Origin of the sequence: Nostoc sp., from assembly GCF_036916975.1 — a bacterium.
In the GTDB taxonomy this organism is placed as follows: domain Bacteria; phylum Cyanobacteriota; class Cyanobacteriia; order Cyanobacteriales; family Nostocaceae; genus Nostoc.
In genome coordinates, this window is the sequence record NZ_JBALFF010000118.1 from 48,411 (window position 1) to 75,157 (window position 26,747).

Consider the following 26,747-nt stretch of genomic DNA (forward strand, 5'->3'; position numbering starts at 1 on the left):
ATAACAAATGTAAGTGAGACTTGCTTTACTCTACCCTAGCGGTGACGCTCCTTTGTCGCTAACGCCAGTCGCTAATGGGGAAACCCCCAAGACCGCGCGTGGCTGACTGTAACGAAATGGTGTACGGGGTGGGTAAATCCTAATGGGATTATGCCCAAGAAAAGGCAAATTACTTCATCATCCATCAACAGGAATTTTTATGACCGCAAATTTTGGGGCGATCGCCCCTGAGAGAGGCAACTCACCTCAACTCAGTTGGACGAATGTAGTATTTTTTGCTACATTTCATGCCTTAGCACTTCTGTCTCCTTGGTTTTTCTCCTGGTCAGCATTAGGTTTGTTAGTGTTTCTGCACTGGTTATTCGGCAGCATTGGTATTTGCTTGGGATATCACCGACTACTGAGCCATAGGAGTTTCCAAGTTCCTAAGTGGTTAGAGTATGCGATCGCCCTGATTGGAGCCTTGGCTTTACAAGGTGGGCCAATTTTTTGGGTAGGTGGACACCGCCAGCATCACGCCCACACAGAAGATATCAATTTAGACCCCTACTCTGCCCAAAGAGGCTTTTGGTGGAGCCATATATTATGGATTTTCTACCCGCGCCCAGAATTTTTTGACTATGACACCTATAAAAAATATGCCCCCGATCTAGCAAGACAACCCTATTATTGCTGGTTAGATCGCTACTTCTTGCTATTGCAAATACCCTTCGGGCTGCTGCTATATGCCTTAGGAGGATGGCCTTTCGTATTCTACGGAGTATTTCTCAGATGTGTCTTGCTTTGGCACTCAACCTGGTTTGTGAACTCAGCATCACACCTGTGGGGTTATCGCACCTTTGATGCTAATGATGGCGCTCGTAATCTTTGGTGGGTATCCATCGTCACCTATGGAGAAGGATGGCACAACAACCATCATACTTATCCCCACATGGCAAAATCTGGGTTTTCTTGGTGGGAGATTGATGTTACTTGGTGGAGCATCCTAGTTTTACAGACTTTGGGTTTAGCCAAAAAAGTTGTTTCGCGTCCTCCTCAAGGTGCAACTCACGGCTAAATTGCAACTAAATTATCATCAATTTGTTAAGCCGATTGTTTCTCGCAGTCGGCTTAATAAGCTATTACGCATTTTAATTGCATATTTACATCATGATGAATACTTCTAGGTTTCGCCAGACCATTCTGCTAGTTGTCATAACACTCAACCTCATTTCTACTTGGCTACACTACATAGATAATGCATTATTTTTGAGTAGATATCCTGGACCGGCGTGGTTCACTTCTGTTGGAGTAATTAGTACTGTGATTGTGATGACTCCAGTTGGATTATTGGGATATTGGTTTTACACCAAAAGCATGTTTTGGTCGGCGTACTTTTTATTAATTTTATACTCAATCACTAGTATCTCCAGTCCAGTCCATTATCTCTTCTCGATGGTTGCTCCCATGTCTTTGAAAATGCATAGCCTAATTTGGCTGGATGGAGTTATGGGACTGTTCCTGATAGGTTTTTTACTGTGGTCTAGTTTTGTATTGAAAGAGTGGCGTAGTAAACTATCTATAAATTGAGATAACATATATATAACTGAAATCGCCCTCCATTTTCTTAAGTCTAATTAAGCAAAATCTGTTACTCGCTATTTTACGGTAAAATCTAACGGTTTAAATCACTGCAATACATCAAGCGTGAAAACTGACAGCATTTTTTATCGCCTTTTTCAAGAACTTCCTGGCATTTTTTTTGAATTAATTGGCAATCCACCTCAAACGGCAGAGGCTTATAAATTCTCCTCAATTGAAATCAAGCAAACTGCATTCCGCATAGATGGAGTTTTTCTGCCAACACAAGGGGAAGAAAATCCGATTTACTTTGTTGAAGTCCAGTTTCAAACCGACACAGAAATTTATTCTCGCTTATTTTCAGAAATTTATTTATACTTACGCCAAAATAAACCTAAAAATTCTTGGCGAGGAGTAGTTATCTATCCCAATCGCAGTTTAGATGTAGCAGATATCAGGAATTACAGTGAATTTTTCACCAGTCAGCGCATCAGTCGCATTTATCTTAATGAATTAGGTGAAACTGCATCATTGCCAGTTGGAATTGCTACGATGAAATTAGTGGTCGATGAAGATCAGACAGCAATTACATCTGCTAAGCAGTTAATAGACAGAACTCAGCAAGAAATCAACATTGAACCACAACGGCGGCAGTTACTAGAATTAATAGAGACAATTTTAGTTTACAAGTTTCCGGCAATGAGTCGAGAGGAGATTGAAGGTATGTTTGGGTTAAGTGATTTGAAACAAACACGAGTTTATCAAGAAGGCAAGCAAGAAGGTAAGCAAGAAGGTAAGCAAGAAGGTAAGCAAGAAGGAGCGCGTGAAGAAAAGTTTAGAATGATACCTTTGTTGTTGAGACTGGGGTTGAGCTTTGAGGAAACAGCAAAAGAGCTAGGTTTGAGCCTAGAAGAGATTCAGCAAGAAATGCAAAAACAGCCTCCAAGTCAGGATGCGTAAGGAACGTGGATTAAATAAAATGCAAAACTTGATCAATTATCTAGCTACCCTCTCCAATATATCGGAGAGGGATTGAGGGTGAGGTAAGCTAGGGACATAAATTGTATGTTATTTAATTCTTGTTCCTAACCTACAATTAGCAGCGATCGCAGATACCTCTAAATATTTCTGTTATTTTCCATTCCTATTAATTTTTTATTTTTTGTATGATTTCGCTCTCTCCGATTCTCCAAGCTAGACTTTCCCAACCCCTTAAAATTGGCTCCTTTGAGGTAAAAAGTCGCGTTCTCCAGTCGCCTCTATCTGGGGTGACAGATATGGTGTTTCGCCGTCTTGTGCGTCGTTATGCGCCAGATTCGATGATGTATACCGAAATGGTGAATGCTACAGGGTTACATTATGTCAAGCAGTTACCCAAAATTATGGAGGTAGACCCAAATGAGCGCCCAATTAGTGTTCAACTATTTGATTGTCGTCCAGATTTCTTGGCAGAAGCAGCAATAAAAGCAGTTGCCGAAGGTGCTGATACTGTTGATATTAATATGGGTTGTCCCGTTAATAAAATTACTAAAAATGGTGGCGGTTCTTCGTTGTTGCGACAACCAGAAGTAGCAGAAGCAATTGTGCGAGAAGTGGTAAAAGCTGTTGATGTCCCTGTGACAGTAAAAACCCGTATTGGCTGGAATGACAACGAAATTACTATTCTCGACTTTGCCAAGCGGATGGAAGATGCCGGGGCAAAAATGATTACAGTACACGGACGCACCCGCGCTCAAGGATACAATGGCAATGCTCGCTGGGAATGGATTACTCGTGTAAAAGAAGTGCTTTCTATCCCAGTCATTGGGAATGGAGATATTTTTTCTGTTGAAGCGGCGGTGAAATGTTTAGAACAAACTGGCGCTGATGGCGTGATGTGTTCCCGTGGAACTTTGGGTTATCCGTTTTTGGTGGGAGAAATTGATCACTTCCTAAAAACTGGAGAGATGTTACCGACACCAACCCCGATTGGGCGCTTGGAATGTGCAAGAGATCATTTACAAGCCTTATGGGAATATAAAGGCGATCGCGGTGTCCGTCAAGCCCGTAAGCACATGACTTGGTATGCTAAAGGTTTCGTTGGTGCTGCCGAACTCCGAGGACAGTTAAGTTTAGTTGAAAAGGTAGATCAAGGTTTAGCAATGATTGACCAAGCTATTGAAAAATTGGCTAATGGTTATGAACTAGAGGAAGAACCAGAAGGTCGTTTGGTAATGCTTTAAAAATGTATTTTACCACAAAAATTATGTCAATTAGAGCAATTTTGACATAGATAAATGATAATTAAAATTATTATTTTTACGTAAATAAAGTTAGCGATCGCAATGATGGCTTTCCCTTTTCGAGTTTCAATCCCTAATAGGGATTTAAGTTAATTGCAATAAATTTTGTACTATTCATATAGTACATGCGGCTTGAGACGTTTCAATCCCTAATAGGGATTTAAGTTAATTGCAATCTTGAAAGAGCCACCTACATCTGTGGCGGCTGAATTGGTTTCAATCCCTAATAGGGATTTAAGTTAATTGCAATGCAGCGACACAGATTTAATCACCCATTAAGGTGCGTTTCAATCCCTAATAGGGATTTAAGTTAATTGCAATTAACAGTTTTTTGGGATATCCAAGAGTATCTTTAGGTTTCAATCCCTAATAGGGATTTAAGTTAATTGCAATTCTGCAAGCTAGCGTATAGGGTTCATCAATAGTTCTTGTTTCAATCCCTAATAGGGATTTAAGTTAATTGCAATTGTCTACACTTGACATCGTGGTATCTAATGCTGCCTCGTTTCAATCCCTAATAGGGATTTAAGTTAATTGCAATTGATGCAAAGTGGCTTATATATGGGGATAAGCCTGTTTCAATCCCTAATAGGGATTTAAGTTAATTGCAATTCCGTATTTCTCTTCGAGAAGGTATACAGCGTTACGAAGGTTACGTTTCAATCCCTAATAGGGATTTAAGTTAATTGCAATACGAAAGACGATCGCCAAATCCAAACTTTTTAAAGTTTCAATCCCTAATAGGGATTTAAGTTAATTGCAATTTTTAGGTGAAGTTGAGCTTTATGGATTGTATTCTGTTTCAATCCCTAATAGGGATTTAAGTTAATTGCAATTTTCACGAGCTACAGCGAGTAGAGTTAGCCCTGGCGTTTCAATCCCTAATAGGGATTTAAGTTAATTGCAATTTTTTACACAGGCTCCTGGTATTGTTGGTACGATCGACGTTTCAATCCCTAATAGGGATTTAAGTTAATTGCAATTTATTATGAGCGCTCCAATTGCAGGAAATGTACTGTTTCAATCCCTAATAGGGATTTAAGTTAATTGCAATTTTTTACCGCCTTTGGAATATCCCAGCACGCGATCAGCTGTGTTTCAATCCCTAATAGGGATTTAAGTTAATTGCAATTAATCATAAGATTTTCTAATGCTTCGGGGCGTTCTGGTTTCAATCCCTAATAGGGATTTAAGTTAATTGCAATTTCAAATATGACACTTGTAATGATGATTTTGACAAGGTTTCAATCCCTAATAGGGATTTAAGTTAATTGCAATTCTAGTACATTTTCAATAGTGATAGGAGTACCATCAAGTTTCAATCCCTAATAGGGATTTAAGTTAATTGCAATTTGGGGAGAAGATTATATATACTATATAGATATGGGTTTCAATCCCTAATAGGGATTTAAGTTAATTGCAATTAGCTGGGGTCTGAAAGCACTGCTGTATTTGGTTTTCAAGGTTCAGTTGCGCGAATGAGTGAATCATAACACAGGGAATCGTAAAAGCACAAGATGTAAATCGCTGAAAAGCAGTCCTGATAAGGTGCGCGGAGGGTTTAAAGGGATAATTGCCCTGAAACTCTTGTATAGATGGAGCTTACAGGTTTTTTTGCCGCTTCTCATTTTGTACACCTACCCCGCCGCGCATTTGGCAAAGAAATTAGTCTAATTACGATCGCTATCTCTATTAAAATAAGCGATCGCTATACCTTGCACACCTTAACTTACCAAATCAGGGAAAACCTCTTGCACAGCAGGATGTACTAAGCGATGGTTCTGCACGTTTACACCCTTAGCTAATGCTGGATTAACTTCCAGTGCCAAAATTCCCAAATTCGCCAACTGCACAACATAAGGTAATGTACTATTATTGAGTGCTTGAGTTGCTGTCCAAGGTACTGCTCCTGGCATATTGGGAACGCCATAATGCACCACACCCTCTTCAACATACACAGGATTTGTGTGGGATGTAGGGTGTAAGGTTTCTATGCAACCGCCTTGGTCAACGGCTACATCAACTATTACAGAACCAGGACGCATTTGTTTCACCAATTCGCGGGATACTAGTATTGGCGCTCTCCGTCCTAACACTAAAACTGCACCGATAAGCAAATCGGCTTCTTTAACCGCAGCTTCAATATGAGCAGAATTGCTGTAAACCAATTCGACTCTAGAGCCAAACAAGGTTTCTAAATAAGATAAGCGATCGACACTCACATCTAAAATCTGGACGCTAGCACCCACGCCTACAGCAATTTTAGCTGCTTCTGTGCCGACAACGCCGCCACCTAAAATTACTACTTTGCCTGGTTGGACTCCAGGGACACCGCCCAAAAGCACACCTCTACCACCTTGCTGACGCTCTAGGAATCTCGCCCCAAATTGTACTGCTAGCCGACCGGCAATCACGCTCATGGGGGTGAGCAAGGGTAATCTGTTAGCACCGGGTTGTTCTACAGTTTCGTAGGCGATCGCAGTTATGCCACAATCAATTAAATTTTCTGTCAATTTGCGATCGGCTGCTAAATGTAAATAAGTAAATAATATTTGCCCTTTCTGCAAAAATTTATACTCAGATGTCAGAGGCTCTTTGACTTTAACAACCAATTCCCGATTCCAAGCCGTTTCTGATGTGGGGACAATTTCGGCTCCAGCACTTCTGTAGTCGTCATCTGAAAATCCAGCACCATTACCCGCTTGCGTCTCGACAAAGATGCTATGATTATTTTCCCGCAGCACCCGCACACTAGAAGGACTTAAACCTACCCGAAATTCTTGATCTTTATTTTCCTTGGGAACGCCAATTTCCATATATCGCCTCTGATAATTTTTTTGTTTAACTGTAGCCTGCCAATTTCAAGCTTGCTACTGATCTATTACAGATAGCTGTATTAGAGATATTTAATCTGTGTCCTAAGTTTCTCAATTTAATCTGAGTAGCCCCAAACTCTTATCCTTGACTATTGCCCCAGTATTTATACAATATATAAAGAATAGTAACAATTTATTAAAAGAGCGATTGTATAGCTCCCTACAGGAAGCTTTTGCTGAATTTATCAAATCATCTTGACATTCAAGCACTGCAATCAGCTTTTAAGCTACCCTAACTTTTCACGTTATCTGGAAAAGCCCAAGAAAAATCTAACCCCCTAACTTCCCTCTCGATGGGGAAGGGGAAAATTCAAAGTCTCTCTCCTAAAAGGAAGAGAGGAATAGAAGTGAGCTTTTCCACCGTAAAAAGTCAGATGCTGCGAAGTCTAAAATCAAGTCCCGTTCGCCGAAAAAAGGTTTCTTAAAAATGACACAATCACAACCAACAATTACACCTAAACTAGAGGAGCCTAAGTTTGGCTTTAACGAATATGCTGAACGCTTGAATGGTCGAGCGGCAATGATTGGCTTCGGTTTACTGCTGGTGATTGAATATACAACAAATCAGGGCGTGCTATCATGGCTGGGTCTGAAGTAGTGCCACCAACAAGCACAAGGTAGAAGTTGTAAGCTAGTACTTAAAAGAGTTTCAACCAGCTGGAATAACCAGTTGGTTTTGACTTTAACAATTAATAGCCAAATACTTCACTCTAGATACTTTAATTAGACTTATTCGTAAATTCTTGCCCTAGAATGTAAGCAAGAGAGGAATCGAACTATTTATTAGTGATATAAATATTATAGACTTGCAACTAGTACAGTAGGGCAAAAATCCAGCCACTATGTCAATTAACAATACTTGGCAAGGGGTAAAATCCCATACTTAAAGGTAGCAAAAGTTCCGCCACAGTCTACTAATATATACCTAATATATACAAGGCGATTAATGAGTCTATTTCCTCCCCTACTAAAGAAAATTATAATTAGTATCTGCCTTCGATGAGAAAGGCAAATTATGGGTGAGGTATTCTTGGTAAATATACACAAAAGGTGAACTGGAACCAACCAAGCTGTGATGAATGCTGTATTACCTCGTTTTTTGAAGTCAACTTACCGAAAAGAGCCACTAATCAGTGTATTGATTACGATGGGCGCTATAGATGCCCTGATTGGCGGATTGAATGATAGCTGGTCGTTGTTAGCTTTTGGTTTGGGAACAACAGGGATAGCGCTAGCTTTTAAGTTGTGGCGTTTCCAACAGCGTCGTCCTCTACCAGAGGAACCTGTAGTGCAACATTATTTGCCCTCTCGTTCTTCTACTGCGCCTTTACCTATGTTAAGCGTTTCTAAGAAAAAACCACCTCTTTAAAAAGTGCAGAGTTATTAACTAATAACTCTGCAAAATTGATTAGAGCAACCGTATCTATAAAAGTGAGGAAAAAGTGTGAGTAGTGAGGGAAGAGGTGGGGGTAATTTTCTACGTCGGTATATTATCCTGGCATTTATGGCAGCTGTTGCCCTTCCAGTGACTATCGGGGAAGGGTTTCATATTCATGAAGCTCATGCTGCCATTGAGGTAATACCAAACTCCCAAACTACTAACAGCTTTGCTAATGCCCAACTACTTTACACACTCAGAGGAAATAACGGAACCGTTAAATCCCTCGCTTTCAGTCCAGATAGCAGAGTTCTTGTGAGTGGAGGCGCAGAAAACGAGGGTGTAATTCGCCTATGGAACCCAGCAAATGGCAAAAAGTTGGGGGATATTAACAAAGCACACCAAACAGCCGTAGAATCTTTAGTGGTTTCACCAGATGGGCAAACCCTCGCTAGCTGTAGTGATGATAATACGATTAACCTCTGGAACCTGAAAAATTTTAAATTTAGCCGCTCTTTTGTTGGACATACCAGTAACGTATTATCTTTAGTAGTGTCTCCTGATAGTAAAGTTCTGATCAGTGGAGGTTTGGATGGGATTCGGATATGGGATTTGGTACAGCAGCGCCCACTTGGTACTTTAGTACGTTTTGATAATTTGATTTATACCCTAGCCCTTAGTCCTGATGGGCAAACCTTGGCTAGTGGTGACAATAAGGGTGTAATCAAGCTGTGGAATTTGACTACTGGTAAATTAATTAGTCAATTTGTCGCTCATGATAATGTTGTTAGCAGTGTAATATTTACACCAGATGGACAAACATTAGCTACTGCTAGCCGCGATCGCACAATCAAACTATGGAATATTAATACTGGAGAATTAGTCCGCACCCTTACAGGACATAATAACTGGGTGAATGCGATCGCCATTAATCCCGATGGACAAACCCTTGCTAGTGCAGGTAGAGATGGGATTAAATTGTGGAATTTAACTACAGGTGAGTTAATAAATACACTGAGTGGACATACAGACTGGGTGAGTGCGATCGCTTTTAGTCCTGATGGTAAAATTCTTGCCAGTGGTGGATTTGATCAACAAATCAAGATTTGGGGAACTCCACAAAACGTCATTAACAGCGATCGGACAAAATAATCCTGAAATAGTAGACTATATCCCCGACTTCTTAAAAGTTGTCGGGGATATACTTGTCTCAGATTTTAACGCCGAAAGATTCTCCCCATCATTTATCTTGTTTGCTAAACTTTAATCTTGCATTTTTAGAGTTTTTATAGTAAAAAATCAACCAAAGCCCAGATAAAATTTTGCCAGAACTAGCCAAAATCAATGATGCTAGCAACCAAGAGCGATGTCTACGACGGGCTAGGGAGCATCCCAATTTTGGCTTAAATCTTTTCCCTCACCCCCAGCCCCTCTCCCAAATTTGGGAGAGGGGAGACATAAAATTCTAGTTCCCTGAATCCCATTTTTGGGAGAGGGGAGACATAATTCTAGTTCCCCTTCTCCCATTTTTGGGAAAAGGGGTTAGGGGATGAGGGCAAACACAAAGTTTTTGCACCTGACGGGATACCCCAATTGTTGAATAACTGTGAATCCTTGATGAAAATACAGCCGAGCTAATATCTTCTCCAGCAAATTACTGTAACTATAAGCATAGATAATTCCAAAACATCTATGCAGCTACTTGCCCTCTAGAACGGAACAATTTCTGAACTAAGACAATCTTAGAAATGGTTATCATCAGTAAATACATTCAGGTAAATATCACTATATTGGCTCAAGCAAAGGTTTATAGCGCTTGAACGCTACTTGAAACGAAAGACAACTTGCTGACTTAAATAATGTTTAATTTTCCCGAACAGCTTTTGATCCCCATTTCGATAGAATGACTAGGCAGAACCCTAAAACTAAAAACCGCTTTTGACTGCGACGCCCATGAATGAATTGAACAATGGTTTTACGATATTTCTAAGTCTGCTAGTCGAGGCGATGCCTTTTTTGCTTCTTGGGGTTTTATTCTCCAGTTTGCTGCTGTTTTTTGTTGATGAGCGCAAATTAGTAGAAAAAATGCCCAAAAATCCGTTGCTGGGTGCTTTAGTTGGCAGCATGATCGGCTTTTTATTTCCGGTGTGTGAGTGCGGGAATGTACCGGTAGCGCGGCGGTTCCTAATTCAGGGAGTACCTATGCCAGTCGCAATTGGTTTTTTGCTAGCAGCACCAACAATTAACCCCATTGTAATTTGGGCAACTTGGACGGCATTTCGAGATCAGCCAGAAATAGTAGTCTTACGAGTTGTATTTTCTCTAGCAATTGCTACAATTATCGGGTTTGTTTTCAGTTTTCAAAAGGATTTAAATCCCATACTCCAACCTGCGATCGCTCGGTATATGAAGTTTAATCCGCCTGAACAACCACAAACTAAACGCCGTGGTAAACGTTCCCAAGTACAACAGGAAGCAACAGTACCGAATCTGTTACAATCTGGAACTTATATCTTAGGAGGAAAAGCAGGTATACCTCTGCGGATAGATCCGAATTTAGTACCGCCTACCTTAATCTCTACCACCGATAAACCGCTTGCAGCTAAACTGCGCCTAGTTGTGGATAATAGCATCCAAGAATTACGAGAATTAGGCGGAGTGATGATTGTCGGAAGTGCGATCGCTGCTGCTATTCAAGTGCTAGCTCCCCGTGAATTAATTCTTAGTTTGGGTGCTGGCCCGATTACTTCAATTGTGGTCATGCTGATATTAGCTGTAGTGGTGTCAATTTGTTCTACAGTCGATTCTTTCTTTGCACTATCTTTTGCCTCAACCTTTAGCAGTGGTTCATTGTTGGCATTTCTGGTATTTGGCCCAATGATTGACATCAAAAGTGTTGGTTTGATGTTATCTATTTTTAAACCAAAAACTATCTTTTACTTATTTGCTTTAGCAGCACAATTGACATTTGTATTCACCCTTTTTCTGAATTTGCACGTCTTTTAAAAAACTATTTGTCATTTGTCATTTGTCCTTTTTTAATGACTAATGACCAACCACCAATGACTAATGACTAATGACTAACAAAAATCCCAAATCTAAAATTCCTAATCTGTTATTCCCTTGGCTGGATGCTTTAGCAATTACATCTTGGGGCCTTTTGATGTTGAAATATTGGCTAACTAACAAGCTGAACCTGTTAATTCACCCCAATTACATTTGGTTGGCGGTCGTGACTGGTATCAGCTTCATCATTATAGGTTTATTTAAGATGCAGGAACTTTGGCAACGCCGTCGCCGTGATGTTACGCCAAATACCCAGCATATTCGTTTATTTCCCCCTGGTTGGGGCAGTACTTTGTTGTTGACTACAGCGATTTTAGGTTTTATCATTACACCGCAAGTTTTTGCTAGTGACAAAGCGCTCCAAAGAGGTGTGACGGCTGATTCATTGGGAAGCACACGCGTCAAACCCCAAGCCTTTCGAGCTACTGTTCGTCCAGAGGAGCGATCGCTTGTAGACTGGGTACGCACTGTCAATGTCTATCCAGAGCCAGATACATATGCAGGACAAAAAGTCAAGGTGCAAGGATTTGTCATCCACCCGCCAGATATAGCAAAAGAATATTTGTTTTTAGCGCGATTTGTCTTAACTTGCTGTGCAGCAGATGCTTACCCTGTAGGATTACCCGTCAAACTCCCAAACAATCAAGAAGCTTATTCTCCTGACACCTGGTTGGAAGTAGAAGGACAAATGGTAACAGAAAATTTGGCAGGTAAACGCCAACTTACCATCGCCGCTACCTCTCTCAAAAACATTCCTCAACCGCAAAATCCTTATAGTTATTAGTTATTTGTTGATGACTAATGACAAATGATAAATGACAAATGACAAATAACCAATGACGAAATCTAAAGCATTTATCCAACCACTAGATCGGATAGCGATCGCACTAATGCTACTGCTGAGTGTGCTGATTGGGTTAATAATATTGCAAGGTGATGTAGTGACTGCTCGTGTCCGGGAATTTACCTGGCAAAATCAACAAATTGGCGCAGAAGATAATTCTTTCACCCTCACCTTCAGCCGCCCAATGGAAGTAAAAACCGTAGAGGATAACTTGAAAATCGAGCCACCCCTAGCAGGTAAATTCAGTTGGGCTGGGCGGCGGATGGTTTATACACTGCTAACACCAGCACCTTATGGCACGAATTATAAAGTGCAGTTACAGGGAGCTAAAGATAAGTTTGCAAAGCAAGAAGGCAATAATCGGTTGATACAGCCCTTTATTGGTAGCTTTCGCACACGCGATCGCGTTATCCTTTACATCGGAACCGATAAAGAAGAACAGGGACGGTTAGTTCTTTACAACTTAACCCAAGAGCAAAAAAGGGTGCTTACCCCCAAAGACCTGATAGTAATAGATTTTGAGTCATTTCCTGATGGAGAGAAAATTTTATTTTCTGCTCGCGCCGCAAACAACCAAGACTTACTTTCAGCCCAACTGTATACAGTGACAACAGGCGTTTATAGTAAATCTGGAGAAAAAACAGAACCAGCAAGCAAAGTTGACTTAGTTTTAGATAGTAAAGATTATCAAAACCTGAAATTTGACTTATCACCTGATGGGCAAACTATTGTCATCCAAAGGGGAAACAAAACTAATCCCGGTGACTTTGGACTATGGTTTATGCCAGCAACCAGTGACGGTTCAGCAGAAAAACCCACCCCTAAACGCCTAAAAAGCCAACCGGGGGGAGATTTTATGGTAACGCCAGATAGTAAAGCCGTAGCAGTTGCCCAAGGCCAGGGAGCAGCAATTTTACCACTGCAAGGTGATGCTAGTAAACCCCTAGATTTTTTGCCGCAGTTTGGTTTGGTACAAGCTTTCTCTAAAGATGGCTCTCAAGCAGCGATGGTGAAATTTAATACAGATTACACGCGAGATTTGTTTTTGGTGACAAACCAAGGTGTGCAGAAACAACTATTAAAAACTACAGGCTCAATTCTCAGCTGCCAATTTGACATCGCCTCACCCACCCTCTACTGCTTGCTGACACAGCTAATATCCAAGGAACAATACATAGAACAGCCTTATGTGGTGGCAATTGATCTGAAAACTGGGCAACAGAAACCATTGCTAGTACTCCCTCCCGCTCAACGGAATGTGCAAATGAGTTTATCATCTGACGGTTTGGGCTTGTTATTTGACCAAGTAGTACCGCAGACAAACACGACAGCATCATTACCCACAAACACTTTGAAAACTGATGATGGAGATGTTATTGCTACCAGTAGCTTGTGGTTAATGCCTTTGTTACCCATCGCTGATGCTGCGACTGTTGAAATTAAACCAGAACAACTTCCCTTAGCCGGATTTCGGCCCCGGTGGCTACCTTGAGAGAATAATTCTTAAGTCGATTGCGGAAGTTTAGTTAAGGTGTCGTCGCCAAAATTCGAGTTGAACCTAATGCAGTTCAGTTCCATTCTTACGGAGCAAATAGCGATCGCTAATCAACTTCAAAACTACTCTACCTATTTCTGGATGCGTTTTCTCAATGACCGGTTGCACAACAACGCCTTCCATGATGCAATTCGGACTGACTACACTATTGGCATTATTGAACTGAGACACCGCTTCCCAACTGTAAGCACCGATATAAAGCGCAGGCACTCTCGGCAAAGTAAATTCCTCGCAAAAAGCCACAAAATCGCTGTAATTGAGAAAATAACTGCCGCGACGCACAGCAAATATAGCAATTCCAATATTGCCATTATTCAAGCCATATTTGATATCTTGTACGCCGTAGATTTCCCCAAAAATCTGAGTTCCTGGCGGAAGTTTCTGGAAAGCTTTGTTTTCGTTGTAAGCACGAATATAAACTAATTTTTTATTGACTTCGCTGTTTTTCCAGAAGTAATTATGGCTGCCAATTTTAGTTGTGCCATCAGCATCAACTAAGACAGTGAAGTTAGTTCCGTGCAACTTCTCTGTTACAACAACTTCTTCACCTTCAATTAGTATATTTTTGTAACGTTTCAGGTTTTCTGGACTGGGGAATTTGTAATGTCCAATAACACTTTCTACCTGCCCGCTCATCCCTTGAGGGATTGGATATTCGTACTTTGTTACACCAAAATGCTCCGTGTAGTCATCTCCGACATTTCCGATAAAGTTATTACCAACGGGAATAAGCAAACCCTCAGAAAAAATGCCGCGAAGTTTGACAGCATACAGTTTTTTCGAGTAGTAGTTACGAATACCAAACTCATCCAAAAACTTTTCTGGAATCACACTATCAATAGGAAAGTAAAAAGCTAAATCTCCCGGTTTAAAGTGACCTTTGACTATAATTACTTGATACCCCATATTTTCAATAGAGGCAATATCTAGCCTATCAGCATTGGGATGAGGAATAATGCTGTTGATTTTGACAACTTCAACTTTAAAAATACTCATATATCACCTCTTTTAAAAATTTAGACTTTGGCTCTCTTGTAGTGGCGTGCGAAGGCTTAAATCTTTTCCCTCACCCCCAGCCCCTCTCCCATATGACGGGAGAGGGGAGACATAATTCTAGTTCCCCTTCTCCCGTCATATGGAAGAGGGGAGACATAATTCTAGTTCCCCTTCTCCCATTTTTGGGAGAAGGGGTTAGGGGATGAGGGCAAACACAAAGTTTTTGCACCTGACGGGATACTCCCGTAGTAAGGACTTTAGTCCTTATTTTTGAAGTACTAAAGTGGTTACTACAAACTTTTCATTACTAGCTTAGACAAAGTACTAGGATGCGTTAGCCTTTGGCAGAGTCGGGTTTTCTGGGTTTAATAAGTAATCAAGCAGACATGATATTACAAAATATAGCAATCATAAATGAGTTGTGAAAATCGAGATGCTCAGATCCCCGACTTCGTAAAAGTTGTCGGGGATCTTGTTGTTCACGAATGATTTAGGACTGCTATAGTAATTATTTGTTGATAATTTGTCCAAGCTTCCCAAAAAATATAAACTGATAGTATTCCTAAGAAGATACGAAGCACTAAACTGACAGTATAATCTGGTAGCTTTGGCAATGTGCGAGTACTCATCTGAACGCCTAAAAGCCCACCACATCCCAAAATTATACCTTGAGAAAATAGAATATTTCCCTCTAAGGTGTGTCCTGTGCAGGCAGCTAAACCAGTGATGACAATTACACCCAAACTAGTCTGAATTGCTACTTTAATTTCTTCTCCCAGTAATAACATTTGCAGTGGCACCATAATGATACCGCCACCTAAGCCAAATAAACCTGCTAAAATTCCTGCTGCTCCCCCAGTGCCAATTTTAGAAACTAAGGGATTAAAAACTGGGGGTGTATTTTCTTTCTCTTTTAAAGCCAGTTGCTTGCGAAGCTCAATCAGATAAAGATTAGCGAGTAGTATAATGCCAAATGTAAAGAGTATTATATAAGATGGAATTTTATTGGCAAAGTATACACCTATTCCAGTAGTTAGAAAAGCTGGAATTCCTAAATAAATTACTCGTTTAAAGTCAAAGTAGCCCATTTGCCAATTCTGCAAACTTCCCGAAATTGAAGTAATTACAATAGCAAGGCTACTAGTAGCGATCGCCTGAACGGGAGTATAACCTAGTGTAACTAAAAGAGGAATTGTGATAATCCCGCCACCTATTCCTAAAAGTCCAGCTATGACTCCAGATATTAGACCGCCAGTTATTAAAATCAACCAACTCAAATCAATCATAAATAGGTCTTTTTCTAAAGAACTGATAGTACTGAGTAGGCATTGGGCAATCAATATATAAATCAATACGCTTGGGTTAAGGCTAAAGCTTTTTGTCAAAGTCAATTTTTTTAACGAACCTTATTAGGCGCAGAGAACACTGAGAGAAGAAAAAATGCTTAACTGAACTTTATTGATATATAAATAGTTCTTCTCCCCTGCTCCCTCATTCCCCTCATCCCCGTACTGTCACCGGATGGCTAACAACGCCACCATAGAGCAATCCAGAATCATTCCACGGAACTGTACTCGGTTGTGTATTACCTAAATCGTCAGTAGCAATAGCTTGGAGAAAATATTCCCCAGGAAGTGGGTTCCATTCAATGTCCCAGCGTACCCATGCAAATGGAAAATTTGGTTCTCGCAGTCGTGCAAATTGCCAAGTTTTGCCGCCATCTAGGCTGACTTCTACACGGACAATCTTTCCTTTCCCAGACCAAGAACGCCCACGTAGTAAGTGAGTTTGAGCAGAAAGTGTAGCCGGCCAAGCCAATTCAAAAGCGCTCTTAACATTTTGATAGGTAATCAGCTTACCTTTATACGGTGCGATCGCTGGGTAATCTGCACCAATCAGCACCATTTGCTCCGTCACCCACTGGGTATATATTGGCGTTTGGGAAACCTCAATCCGCTCAATCCATTTAACGTTGGCGTTTCCTCCCCAACCAGGGAATAAGGCACGGCATGGCTGGCCATGATCTGGAGGTAATGGTTCTCCGTTCATTGCATAGACAAGGAGCGAATTATCTGCTAATGCCTTGCTAATCGGAACTACATTGTTGAATTTGGATTTATTCGTCCCTTTTGAGTCCAGCGAATCCACATCAGCGCCCTCAACGAGTACATCTTTTGCTGTGGATTTCAGTCCGGCTCGCTCTAATAATATGCTAAGTGGTACACCAGTCCACTCAGCCACACCAATAGCCCCAAGCCTCCATCGTGTTCCGGGAAGTGGGATGTTGTAAGCTTCTTCAAAGAAACGCCGACCATTAGCAGCACACTCAATGGCACAAGTGACTGAGATGGACGGCATAGCAAGGATTTCATCGTAACTAAACTCACAGGGGGCAGAAACCCCAGTTCCATGAATTTGCAAACGCCATGTAGATGGGTCAAAGGGAGGAGGTGTACTGCGGTTATGAACATAAAACCAATCATTTGGTACTAAATAACCACGCCCATACATGGCTTCCCAGTTCATCTCTAATGTGCCTTTGCTATGAGAGATATACCCTGGTGGCAATGGCTTAAGTATTTTACTGCCTTTAGTTTTTACAGTTGGCTGACTCTGAGCCGGCGCAGGTTTAGCTAACCCCCCAATGGCTGTTGCGCCAACCATAGTAGCTAGTATTTTTAGAAAGCGCTGGCGCGAAATACCTGCTTCTGTACTTTTTTGCCAGATGCACTGTTCAACCCGTGCGTGTAAATAATCCTCCTGGTCAAAGAGGTTTTCATCGCTCAAGCTATTACCTCCTGGTAATTCGTAATTCGTAATTCGTAATTCGTAATTTAAGGCACAGAGATGAGGGAGAAATCAATTCAAAATTAAAGAATTTATTTCTGCCCCTCTGCCTTTTCCCCAATGAAGAGAAAAAACTAGCTGTCTATCGCTGTCCAAACACCAGTTATCTGATCTTGTGTGTAGTTGGGCAAGTAGTGAGCAAATCCGTTTTTAGCTATTTGAGCGATCGCATCAATAAAGCGATCGCAGTCTTCTAATGTATTATATACAGCAAAGCTGGCTCGGATAATACTAGGAATGTTGCGCGTGATTCCTCTGTCTACTTCCTGAGCAATTTCGCAGTCTTGCTCGTCTGAAATATTCTTAAGTTTGCGAATATATTCATAAGTGCAGAAAGCCCCAGCCCTAACCCCAATGCCGTATTCTTGTGCCAGAATCTCTGCCACTAAACGTCCATCAAACCCATCAATATCAAAGGGAATAACATGGGCTAAATTATGTCCTGGAATATGTAATTTGACACCAGTAATAGTCTGAAGCCGTGTATATGTAAATTCGACTAAAGAGTGTTCATACTTAGCAATGCGCGAGCGCCCTACTGCTTCGATAATTTCAATCGCCTTGGCAATGGCGATCGCACCCATTGCGTTTGGTGTTCCAGGGTCATGGGCCCTTTCTGTATAAAAACGTTTGATTTCTAGATTTCTGGTGATATAAGGCAGGTTTCCACCGCCGATTTGATAAGGGTAGGAGCTATCAAAAAATTCCTTTGGCCCTAGCAAAACCCCGGTTCCGTAGGGTGCATACATCTTGTGTCCAGAGAATGCCACAAAATCTAAATGACATGGGTCATTATCAGCACCCATATCTACTTGCTCATGCTGAATCAACTGGCACACGTCTGCAAAAATCTGAGCGCCATACCGATGTGCTAAAGCTGCAATTTCGTAAATCGGAGGTCTGTAACCTGTAATTGTCGAAGCACCTGTAATAGTTACTAACTTAATTTGCTCGGATTTGGGAAGATTTTCATGTGCTTTGAAGATATCTTCAATTTCTGCGACACTTACACTTCCATCCGGCTGGGTTCTGTACTGCACAACTTCGTCTCTTGTAACCCAAGGCAGCAGGTTGGATGAATGCTCAATATCAGAAACTAAGATTTTTCCAGGTTTTTTTGCCCAAAGTGTGGCGGCTCCATTAATTGCTTCTGTTGTATTCTTCGCAAAGATTACATAGTTGTCTAAAGATGACCCTACAAAGTCTCGAATAATGTTCCGACTGGCGTCATATTCTCGTGTAGTAATGATGGACTTTTGCCCAGAGCCTCGATGAACGCTACCGTATGTGTCAAGCATATCGTCCACATGCTGCTTGAGGCTCGCAAATGGAGTGGTTGTCGCTCCATTATCCAAGTTGACATACTTAAGATATTTTCCGTTAAGAGTTTTCACTCTGAAACATAGAGACTCATCTGTAAATAACGGCCTAATTTCTTTATCCCAAAAACTGTCCAAATTTTCTGCAACTAATGGTAATTGGGCAGTTACTTGTTTTATATTTACACCCATTGCAAGTACGTCGGTCATCTTTAGCACCCTATTTTCAATTTCTAATTTTTGGAAAAGCCTAACTGTTATACCGCTTTATCTAACACCGCAATCACATTAATTGCCAGTAATTATAGTCTTTATAATTACTTTTTTGCTAGTAAAAAAGTCGGTTACTGCAACTATTATTTAATAAATAAATTAGAAATTGTATCCGTAGTATTGCTTGATAATAACAAAAAATTTGTCATTTATTATACTAAATATTTTATATGTATAAGTACTAAAGTATACTTTAAACAAATTTTTTGTAGTCATTAAACAAACTTGACGCATTGAAGGCAAGTTGTTAGAGAAGCCTCTGACTAACTAAGCTTGAAATTGCTTACTAGGACTGTATTTAATCAGAAAAAAGCCGGTATCAAGTTGAGATTATTCTTTAAAAAAGCTTTATTTTTTTACTTACCTAAAATATTACTTCTTCAGCAAATATTTATAAGTATTTATCCGTAGTAGGCATATTGTTCTAACATTCCAGTTCTAAGAGAAGCTCTTAATTGTTTGCTGACATTAAATAGCGATCGCCCAAGATAACAGAATAGGACTTATGCACTTTCCACATTGTCCATCATGTAAACAAGGCTGGGCTTCCTACAAGAGCATTACAAGGCTCTTGCTTGTAACCAGAGGTAACCCACGGTTGGTTGTCTCTGTCAATGCGTAACTTCTACAGAAGTATGCCGTAATAGTAAATACTTGTACTGACATCTATCCTAAGTAATAAGAAGTCAGTGAAAAAATGTATTTAAGGATACATTTTAAAATTATCTATTAAGACGGATGCGATTATAGACAATAATTTATGTAGTGAGGCAGTTTTTCGATGTAGAAAAGCTTCATCAGCCAATACAGTTTAGTTTTTAAGCATCGGGTTTCTTTTCTGGGCCGCCTATCCCCAAGGGCAGCCTAAATTCCCTTTCCGTCTCTTCTTGACGGGAAAGAGCATCATAGTGTTATAACGGCATCAGTCTAGATACAAAATGGGGAACATCAATTGATGATTAATTGCTGGTGCTTGGAGAGAGTTAAACTTGGCTTCTAAAGCAAACCCTGATTAGACAGAGTTGATAAGCAATGCTAATGCCAGCACTGCTGAATATTTTTAAGCAGGTGAGTCAAGAGTGATGAATGAAGCTAACACCTCAAACAAGGGGGCTGTGATGGAATCCCTAAATTCTGCTAATTCGCCACAATCTGAGCAGGCGAGTTGTCCCTTTTATTCAGTTGTGCCTAATGACAATATGACAGTCAGCAAACAGCCACTCCTCATGCCAGCTGAAGATACACAATTTTCAAAAGATACCACCCAGGCGGACTGGGTTGCAGAGCCTGAAAGCGGCAAACAAGCACTTATTGACTCAGAATTTCAGAACCTGCTGGCATTGAACGAAGAATTGCGTGCAGCTAACAATAAGTTGTATGAAGAAGTGGAGCAGCTAAAAGACAACCTAGCTGAGTCAGAAAAGGTTTTGCAGTGGCAGAAAACGCGTTCTAGCGTTAGTGAGTCGATGCTCAACCAACACGCAAAAGAACTGGCTGCGGCTCAAGATCAGATAAAATCCCTATTTCACCAATTAGAAACTGCTGTACAAACTGTTAAGCGCCAGGAAATTCTTACCGAAAGTTATAAAGCACAGCTACAAATTAGCCAACAACGCCTTGCCCAGTTAGAGCGAGAATGTACGTTGCTACACACTAACAGCAGCGAACAGTCTCAGCAGTTATTGCAATCAGAAACTGTTTGTCGGGAGTTACGTACTAGATTGATGCGACAACAACGCCAGACGCTGCAATATAAAGCAGCTTTGGAAAAATGTCTAGATACATCGGTTCCTAACTATGACTCTCTAGAAGATACTGCAAAACATCCCAAAGACATAACTAGTGGGCAAGGAAGATTTTCTAGAAAAGCTCGATCTTTGTTTCCTAACGCCCAGCCGATTCAACCTTGGTCAGCAGAACCCGAATCCCTGACTGATGATTTAGATAATTCTTGGGGCGAACCGTCAGCACCAATTCCATTCCAAAGAACTGAACCGACTCCGACGGCATCATCTTCTTGGAACTGGTCAGTTAAGCAAAATCCCCCAACACCAGCAGAATCGGTTCCTCCTCCAAAAATTGATGATTCCCCAGAGACACCGGAAGTTGAAACAACTTCAGGCTCATCAAATTTAGATCAGCAATTAGATAGTCTCATTCAAATGTTTTTCACCTCGCAGCCTGCATCACCACCACCCGCGGCGAAAACCAATGTGGATAATCAGGGTGATGCACCTATCTGGGAGACTTTAGCAACAATCTTAGAAGACGATGAGGAATTAGAAAATCCACAAGAGGAGCAGTTGGAAGCAGAAATTAATCCTCCTACAACTAGCTCGACTTCTTGGACAATAGATTCTGTAGTTTCACCAGCCAATAACTTATTAGTTTCTTCTAGTTCACCTCAGACTGAGACGCCGCCTGAAGGAACTGAAGACTACTGGTCAGAATCACAATTGACACAGTTGGAATTGTCGGCAGCTGATTTGCCTCCAGAGTCATTAGGTGATAACACCAATGATACATCACCTTCACCAGTGGTTTATCCCCAGCGTCCACCCAAGGGGCGTAAGTCATTGGCATCTGTGGAACTGCCAAATTTTCGCCCCAAGGGTCAATAGTTAGGAGTTAGGAGTTAGGGGTTTGGAGTTAGGAGTTTGGAGTTTGGAGTTTGGAGTTTGGAGTTTGGAGTTAGGAGTTTGGAGTTAGGAGTCAAGTGATTAATGTAATGCCCTATGCCCCTTGCCCAATGCCTAATTCAAAATCCTTGCTTCTGACTTCGGAATTATGGCTTCTGGGTTGGCTTTTACGACTTGAGCGCGCGATCGCGGTTTGCCTGTGGCGATCGCATAATTAATCGCTAGCAGCCACAGCCACAATCCCGGATTCCGAGGTTCTAGCCAAAAACCTATCCGGTTCAAGAAGCGCCCGAACCACGGACTCAGCAAAGCACTAACCAGGGCATGACGACCGAAGTTGAAATAACTACCAAGCCATCGCCCTAAATCTCTTGGCCCAGCAAGTTGCCAAATCCATAAAAGTAAGGCAGGATTTTTGCTCGCTGCTTTGAGTGCTAAACGGTTAAAGGTTAACCAATCACACCTATCTTTGATGAAGTTATCTGCTACTTCTTGGGGTTCGTCTGCTAACAATCCAAAGAAGGTGTTGAGCATGGAGTTAATCCGTTGGGGTGGTAAAAATTTCCCTGTGGGTACCATCATGCCTTTGGAAAATAGCCAAGTCACGGATACGTTGCTTTGGTAAGCGCGAATTTGGTTCAAGTAGCGGAAACTCAACAAGTCATGTTTGAGAGCAGTATCTAACAGGGTTGTTAAACGCTCTAAGTTGCGAACTAGCGAACCAAAACCGGTGAAGACAAGGGGAGACTGGAGTGATGCAGCATCACCGATCGCAATCAATCGATCAAAGGCAACTGTGCGATCGCTACTTCCCACACTAAAATGCCCCGGTATATACCCAAATGTCGGCTTCTTCCACACCAATTTGTCCATATCGCACCTGCGATACTCTGGCAAAATCGTGAAAAAGTCCTCGTACATCTCTAGCAAGGAACCGGGATTTTCTGTATTGACCTCATGGTAATGAAATAAATAAATCGTCAGTTCATCATCTGCCCCAGGAAACAGTTCCCAAATTAACTGCCTTCCCCGCGAAATATCCCCATGACTATAAAGCACGTCCCCATACTGAGAATCCCACACTTGCGGCTCAAATCCGCTCTCAATTGCCGCTCCCACTGTCGGACATACACTATCAAAAGCACGACCACCATTTAATTGCCAAGCGATGGGCGATGCAGTTCCCATTGCATCTATTAGCAGTCGTCCACTTACTTGCTTTTCAACCTGACTGGGTAAATGCTTGACTTGTAGAAGAACTTGTGATATATCAATATCTGCACGGATAAACTCTGTTTGATCCCAGATTTCACCGCCTGCGGCTTGCAGTTTTTGCCCACACATTTGCAGCCATTTTTCGGAATCTAAGCCTAAATTTAGGACTGTGGGTGTGTGGAGGACGGGCGATCGCAGTTTGACTGGATTATTAGCATCAAAAAACTTATTGAATCCATCTTTGTATTCCCTGGCAATGATGGTTTCTAACTCAGCGGGGGTGACTAAACCCAGGTTAACTAAGCTTTGAATCTCATCGCGGGAAATATTCCATTCTCGGTTCATCCGCCCAAACGGCATTCGTTCCACCAGCAAGACTTTATATCCCAGTTTTGCCATCAATGCTGCATGAATCGCGCCTAGTGCGCCACCGATGTAGATGATGTCGTAAGTAGGGGATGAGGGGGATGAGGGGGATATTATTTTTCCATCTCCCTCATCTCCCCCTGCTCCCCTCTCCCCTTGAGTGGAAAACACCACCTGACGCGGCTGCTGCGGATTCCGTACTCCTTCGCGCCATCGTTGTTCCCACCAGTAGGCACGCGTTAAATCATATTCACCGTTGGGCATTTTCTGAAAATACTTGACGGTGAGGGGGTAAGCAGAGCCTAGTGCTGCAAATATTGATTGCTTAGATAAATCAATCGCTGGCGGTTCTGGGTAATGATGCGGAAAACGGCTTCTGATTTCTTTGGTTAGGCGTTGCAAAATCTGCCCCTCTTTGGGAAAGGGTTTTTCTGCCCAACGAAACACTTTCAGATAAGTAGTTCGTTGCACCGACCAGACAAATACCGAAAGTTCCGCAGGCAATTTTTCGGAAATAGTCACGGTAGCAGTTGTAGTTGCAGTGGGGATTTTGAGGCGAAAGCCTTCCGAAGTAAGCACTTTTTCTCCATTTCCGGGTTCAAAATCTGTTTGTAACCAGCTACGAACAGTTGCTATATCCGAAGTTGGAACTTCTAAATAAAGGATTTCTCTCATCGTTTCCTGACATCTCCGAGCAATCTACTCACTAAGACAGATTTTATGAAGGCACAAAGTAAGCTAAACTCCGCCCTATTACTTTCGTAAAGATTAAGTGAAGAAATTTTAAGAATTTGTCAAATTTATTGTACATTTTGTATTTCTGTAAACCCACGCCATGAATTATCCCATTCCAGACAGTCCCCAGGAAATTTTTGCTCTGCGACAACAGCCAATTGATGAAGAACTAGTTGCCAGTGCGATCGCTGGATTAATTAAAATTGTCCGCGCTCAGGGTCAATCTTTGGAAGAATTAACCGCTCAGTTGCTAGCGGATGATCCATTGCTGGATCAGCAACAACGTCGCTGGTTGAGCCAATTAGTTGCTCAATCTTGGGAAAAGTTCTCCTAAAACCTTGTGTATGATGAAGTTTTTGTCGCAGCATTAGATTTCTAGGTCTGCACCTAAATGTTGGCGATGGCTGCGGCGGGCTGTTCGGTGTCGCATTTTAGGTATATGAATAACATGTCTGGAATTGGCAATTGGGTTGCTATTTTTGCATTTACGGCACAGAAGCCACTAACTTAACCATATCAGCACTCGGCACTACTACCGCAAAGGAAAAGTCAATCTTGAGCCAGTGCAGCTGATTTTATTAGTTGCGATTTTACGTTCTATACAGGTAGAGTAGCTGCGATCGCACAAAAGTATTGCACGAAAAAGGAGGCGATCGCCTCCCATTCTCATTGAAAAGTGTAAAATTTATCTACACCATATAGTGTTATTTGTCAACTAGAAGCTTTGTTGCCGCTTCTGCTTGAGAGTGCAATAACAAACCATATTCCAAGCCTTCCACCACAGCTTGATAAGAAGCCTCCAAAATATTGGTAGAAACTCCTACCGTAGTCCAGCGTTGACGACCATTGCCCGATTCTACCAACACACGGGTTTTTGCCGCAGTCCCCGTATGTCCGTTGAGAATCCGCACTTTGTAATCTGTCAAATCAAAGGTTGCTATTTGGGGATAAAAATTCACTAAAGCCTTGCGTAAAGCTGCATCCAACGCAGCAACGGGGCCGTTACCTTCCGCCGCCTCCAGAATATTTTTGCCCTCAACAGCGAGTTTAACTGTGGCTAAGGCATTGCTAGTTTCTTTCCCCTCAATCAAATCACAGTGGACTTGAAAACCTTTGACTTCAAAAAACTTCTGGCGACCTCCCAAAGCTTCGTGCATCAGTAGCGCAAAACTGGCTTCTGCTGCTTCAAATTGAAATCCTTCACTCTCCAAATCTTTGAGGCGCTGGAGAATTTGCTTGGCTTCTGCCTTTAGCTCATCGAGGTCAATGCCAAAACTGCGGGCTTTAGCTAAAACATTACTAAGTCCAGACTGTTCAGAAATCACGATGCGGCGATGATTCCCGACTTGTTCCGGCTGAATATGTTCGTAAGTTAAAGGATTTCGTTCCACGGCTGATACATGAATACCGCCCTTGTGGGCAAAAGCCGAAAGTCCCACAAAGGGAGCGTGTTCATCTGGCGCGAGGTTGACCACCTCACTCACAAAATGACTAGCTTCTGTAAGTTGTGTTAGCTGGTCTTCTGTGATACAACTGTAACCCAGCTTCAATTGTAAATTGGGAATTAACGAACAAAGGTTAGCATTCCCGCAACGTTCACCGTAACCATTAATTGTCCCCTGTACCATCTTTGCCCCTGCCATCACGGCGGCTATTGCGTTAGCAACCGCCATTTCCGAATCGTTATGAGTATGAATTCCAATTTGGGGAATTGTCCTCTGTCCTTTGTCCTTTGTCATTGGTTCTTGACAAGTGACAAATGACAAATGACAAATGACATCTTGAACAATTTGGCTAATTTCATGGGGTAAAGTGCCACCATTAGTATCACAAAGGACTAGCCATTCAGCACCAGATGCGATCGCAGTTTCTAATGTCTGTAAAGCATAATCTCGATTGTGCTTGTAACCATCAAACCAATGTTCGGCATCGTAGATAATGCGACGCCCTTGAGAACGGAGGTACTCAATCGTGTCGCAAATCATCGCCAAATTTTCTTCTAATGTCGTCTTGAGGCTGGTTGTGACATGTAAATCCCAAGACTTACCAAAAATCGTTACCCAGCGAGTTCCCGCAGCCAAAATATCCTGTAGCATCGGTTCGGTTGCAGCAGTGGAATTGGGGCGGCGAGTCGAACAAAAAGCGACAATTTCAGACTGTTTTAGCGGATCTTCTTGGAGTTGCCAGAAAAATTGTACATCCTTGGGATTGGCACCAGGCCAACCGCCTTCAATAAAGGGAATTCCCAGTTGATCGAGTCTACGAGCAATGCGTAACTTATCTTCTATCGATACTGATAGCCCCTCGCGCTGAGTGCCATCTCGTAATGTAGTGTCATAGAGCCAAAGTTGAGGTGAAGAATTTGTGGTCATAAAACTGGGACCGACGAGACAACTTTCGAGGCAATGTGTCAATATACAACAAAACGCCAGTTTGGCAATTAAAAAATGCCTAATGTACTAGCTCAAGGTAAAACAATTGAGTGGGTAACCAAAAGCAATCTCCGAACAATTTTGCTGCAAAATGGTATTGACCTCTACAATGACGGTGCTAAGGTAATAAACTGTCCGGGCATTGGCAGTTGCAGAACCTGCGCGGTTAAGGTCGAGGGTGAAGTATCAGCAGCGAATTGCGCGATCGATCACGGCGTTCGCTTCCTCCCCATTCTCCTACAACAGACTTGCCTAAGGAACAGCCAAACTCTGGTTTTAGGCGATGTGAAAGTGACAAAGTTTGATGGATTTTGGGGACAAGGTTCTCGAATAGTGTGGACACCAAAAGGTTAAAAAGGAGTAA

At 41.8% G+C, this 26,747-nt stretch carries 18 protein-coding genes, 1 pseudogene and 1 CRISPR repeat array; of the genes and pseudogenes, 12 read left to right on the top strand and 7 right to left on the bottom strand.

Annotated features, from left to right (window positions below):
• Window positions 1-199 precede the first annotated feature (199 nt).
• The 3 genes from V7K73_RS27255 to dusB all read left to right on the top strand — a co-directional run bounded on the left by V7K73_RS27255 (window position 200) and on the right by dusB (window position 3,782).
• Window positions 200-1,057, top strand: a complete 858-nt coding sequence (locus V7K73_RS27255; protein WP_334884820.1) for an acyl-CoA desaturase — start codon at window positions 200-202, stop codon at window positions 1,055-1,057.
• A gap of 629 nt (window positions 1,058-1,686) precedes the next feature.
• Window positions 1,687-2,520, top strand: a complete 834-nt coding sequence (locus V7K73_RS27260; RefSeq protein ID WP_334884822.1) for an Rpn family recombination-promoting nuclease/putative transposase — start codon at window positions 1,687-1,689, stop codon at window positions 2,518-2,520.
• 206 nt (window positions 2,521-2,726) lie between these two features.
• Window positions 2,727-3,782, top strand: a complete 1,056-nt coding sequence (dusB, locus tag V7K73_RS27265) for a tRNA dihydrouridine synthase DusB (protein ID WP_334884824.1) — start codon at window positions 2,727-2,729, stop codon at window positions 3,780-3,782.
• 123 nt (window positions 3,783-3,905) lie between these two features.
• Window positions 3,906-5,267: direct repeats of the CRISPR family, unit length 38 nt; unit sequence GTTTCAATCCCTAATAGGGATTTAAGTTAATTGCAATT.
• 299 nt (window positions 5,268-5,566) lie between these two features.
• Here the strand turns inward: dusB and ald are convergent.
• Window positions 5,567-6,658 (bottom strand): alanine dehydrogenase, encoded by a 1,092-nt coding sequence (gene ald / locus V7K73_RS27270; RefSeq protein WP_334884826.1) that lies wholly within the window; start codon window positions 6,656-6,658, stop codon window positions 5,567-5,569.
• 487 nt (window positions 6,659-7,145) lie between these two features.
• Here ald and V7K73_RS27275 point away from each other — a divergent pair, with 487 nt between their 5' ends.
• The 6 genes from V7K73_RS27275 (at window position 7,146) to V7K73_RS27300 (ending at window position 13,498) form a co-directional block, all read left to right on the top strand.
• Window positions 7,146-7,316, top strand: a complete 171-nt coding sequence (locus tag V7K73_RS27275; protein WP_334884828.1) for a hypothetical protein — start codon at window positions 7,146-7,148, stop codon at window positions 7,314-7,316.
• Between the two features lie 477 nt (window positions 7,317-7,793).
• Window positions 7,794-8,087, top strand: coding sequence for a hypothetical protein (locus V7K73_RS27280; RefSeq protein ID WP_334884830.1), 294 nt, complete (start codon window positions 7,794-7,796; stop codon window positions 8,085-8,087).
• 135 nt (window positions 8,088-8,222) lie between these two features.
• Window positions 8,223-9,248 (top strand): WD40 repeat domain-containing protein, encoded by a 1,026-nt coding sequence (locus tag V7K73_RS27285; RefSeq protein WP_334884832.1) that lies wholly within the window; start codon window positions 8,223-8,225, stop codon window positions 9,246-9,248.
• A gap of 801 nt (window positions 9,249-10,049) precedes the next feature.
• Complete coding sequence (locus V7K73_RS27290; RefSeq protein ID WP_334884888.1) at window positions 10,050-11,102, top strand: permease; 1,053 nt, start codon at window positions 10,050-10,052, stop codon at window positions 11,100-11,102.
• Between the two features lie 70 nt (window positions 11,103-11,172).
• Window positions 11,173-11,946: a TIGR03943 family putative permease subunit gene (locus V7K73_RS27295; protein WP_334884834.1), complete on the top strand. Its 774-nt coding sequence runs from the start codon at window positions 11,173-11,175 to the stop codon at window positions 11,944-11,946.
• Window positions 11,947-11,998: 52 nt separating this feature from the next.
• Complete coding sequence (locus V7K73_RS27300; RefSeq protein ID WP_334884836.1) at window positions 11,999-13,498, top strand: hypothetical protein; 1,500 nt, start codon at window positions 11,999-12,001, stop codon at window positions 13,496-13,498.
• Window positions 13,499-13,564: 66 nt separating this feature from the next.
• Here the strand turns inward: V7K73_RS27300 and V7K73_RS27305 are convergent, their stop codons facing one another.
• From V7K73_RS27305 to V7K73_RS27320, 4 genes are all read right to left on the bottom strand, one after another.
• Entirely contained in the window at window positions 13,565-14,557 is a 993-nt protein-coding gene (locus V7K73_RS27305) for an RNA ligase (ATP) (protein WP_334884838.1), read from the bottom strand.
• Window positions 14,558-15,036: 479 nt separating this feature from the next.
• Window positions 15,037-15,843 carry a sulfite exporter TauE/SafE family protein gene (locus V7K73_RS27310; RefSeq protein ID WP_334884890.1) on the bottom strand — a complete coding sequence of 269 codons (807 nt, stop codon included), beginning with the start codon at window positions 15,841-15,843 and terminating at the stop codon, window positions 15,037-15,039.
• A gap of 214 nt (window positions 15,844-16,057) precedes the next feature.
• Window positions 16,058-17,344 (bottom strand): sulfite oxidase, encoded by a 1,287-nt coding sequence (locus V7K73_RS27315; RefSeq protein ID WP_334884840.1) that lies wholly within the window; start codon window positions 17,342-17,344, stop codon window positions 16,058-16,060.
• A gap of 134 nt (window positions 17,345-17,478) precedes the next feature.
• Window positions 17,479-18,933, bottom strand: coding sequence for an aminotransferase class V-fold PLP-dependent enzyme (locus tag V7K73_RS27320; RefSeq protein WP_334884842.1), 1,455 nt, complete (start codon window positions 18,931-18,933; stop codon window positions 17,479-17,481).
• A 1,145-nt stretch (window positions 18,934-20,078) separates the two neighbouring features.
• On the opposite strand from V7K73_RS27320, the gene V7K73_RS27325 reads away from it, so the two are divergent.
• The gene (locus V7K73_RS27325; protein ID WP_334884844.1) at window positions 20,079-21,617 is read left to right on the top strand and encodes a hypothetical protein; all 1,539 of its coding nucleotides are present in this window, start codon (window positions 20,079-20,081) and stop codon (window positions 21,615-21,617) included.
• 132 nt (window positions 21,618-21,749) lie between these two features.
• Here V7K73_RS27325 and V7K73_RS27330 read toward each other — a convergent pair whose 3' ends face one another.
• Window positions 21,750-23,891, bottom strand: coding sequence for an NAD(P)/FAD-dependent oxidoreductase (locus tag V7K73_RS27330; protein ID WP_334884845.1), 2,142 nt, complete (start codon window positions 23,889-23,891; stop codon window positions 21,750-21,752).
• Between the two features lie 160 nt (window positions 23,892-24,051).
• Between V7K73_RS27330 and V7K73_RS27335 the strand changes: the two genes are divergently transcribed.
• Complete coding sequence (locus tag V7K73_RS27335; protein ID WP_334884846.1) at window positions 24,052-24,285, top strand: hypothetical protein; 234 nt, start codon at window positions 24,052-24,054, stop codon at window positions 24,283-24,285.
• Window positions 24,286-24,655: 370 nt separating this feature from the next.
• On the opposite strand, the gene cimA is transcribed toward V7K73_RS27335, so the two are convergent.
• Window positions 24,656-26,323 carry a citramalate synthase gene (gene cimA / locus V7K73_RS27340; protein ID WP_334884847.1) on the bottom strand — a complete coding sequence of 556 codons (1,668 nt, stop codon included), beginning with the start codon at window positions 26,321-26,323 and terminating at the stop codon, window positions 24,656-24,658.
• Window positions 26,324-26,398: 75 nt separating this feature from the next.
• Between cimA and V7K73_RS27345 the strand changes: the two are divergent.
• Window positions 26,399-26,737, top strand: a pseudogene (locus V7K73_RS27345) (2Fe-2S iron-sulfur cluster-binding protein).
• Window positions 26,738-26,747: the final 10 nt, after the last annotated feature.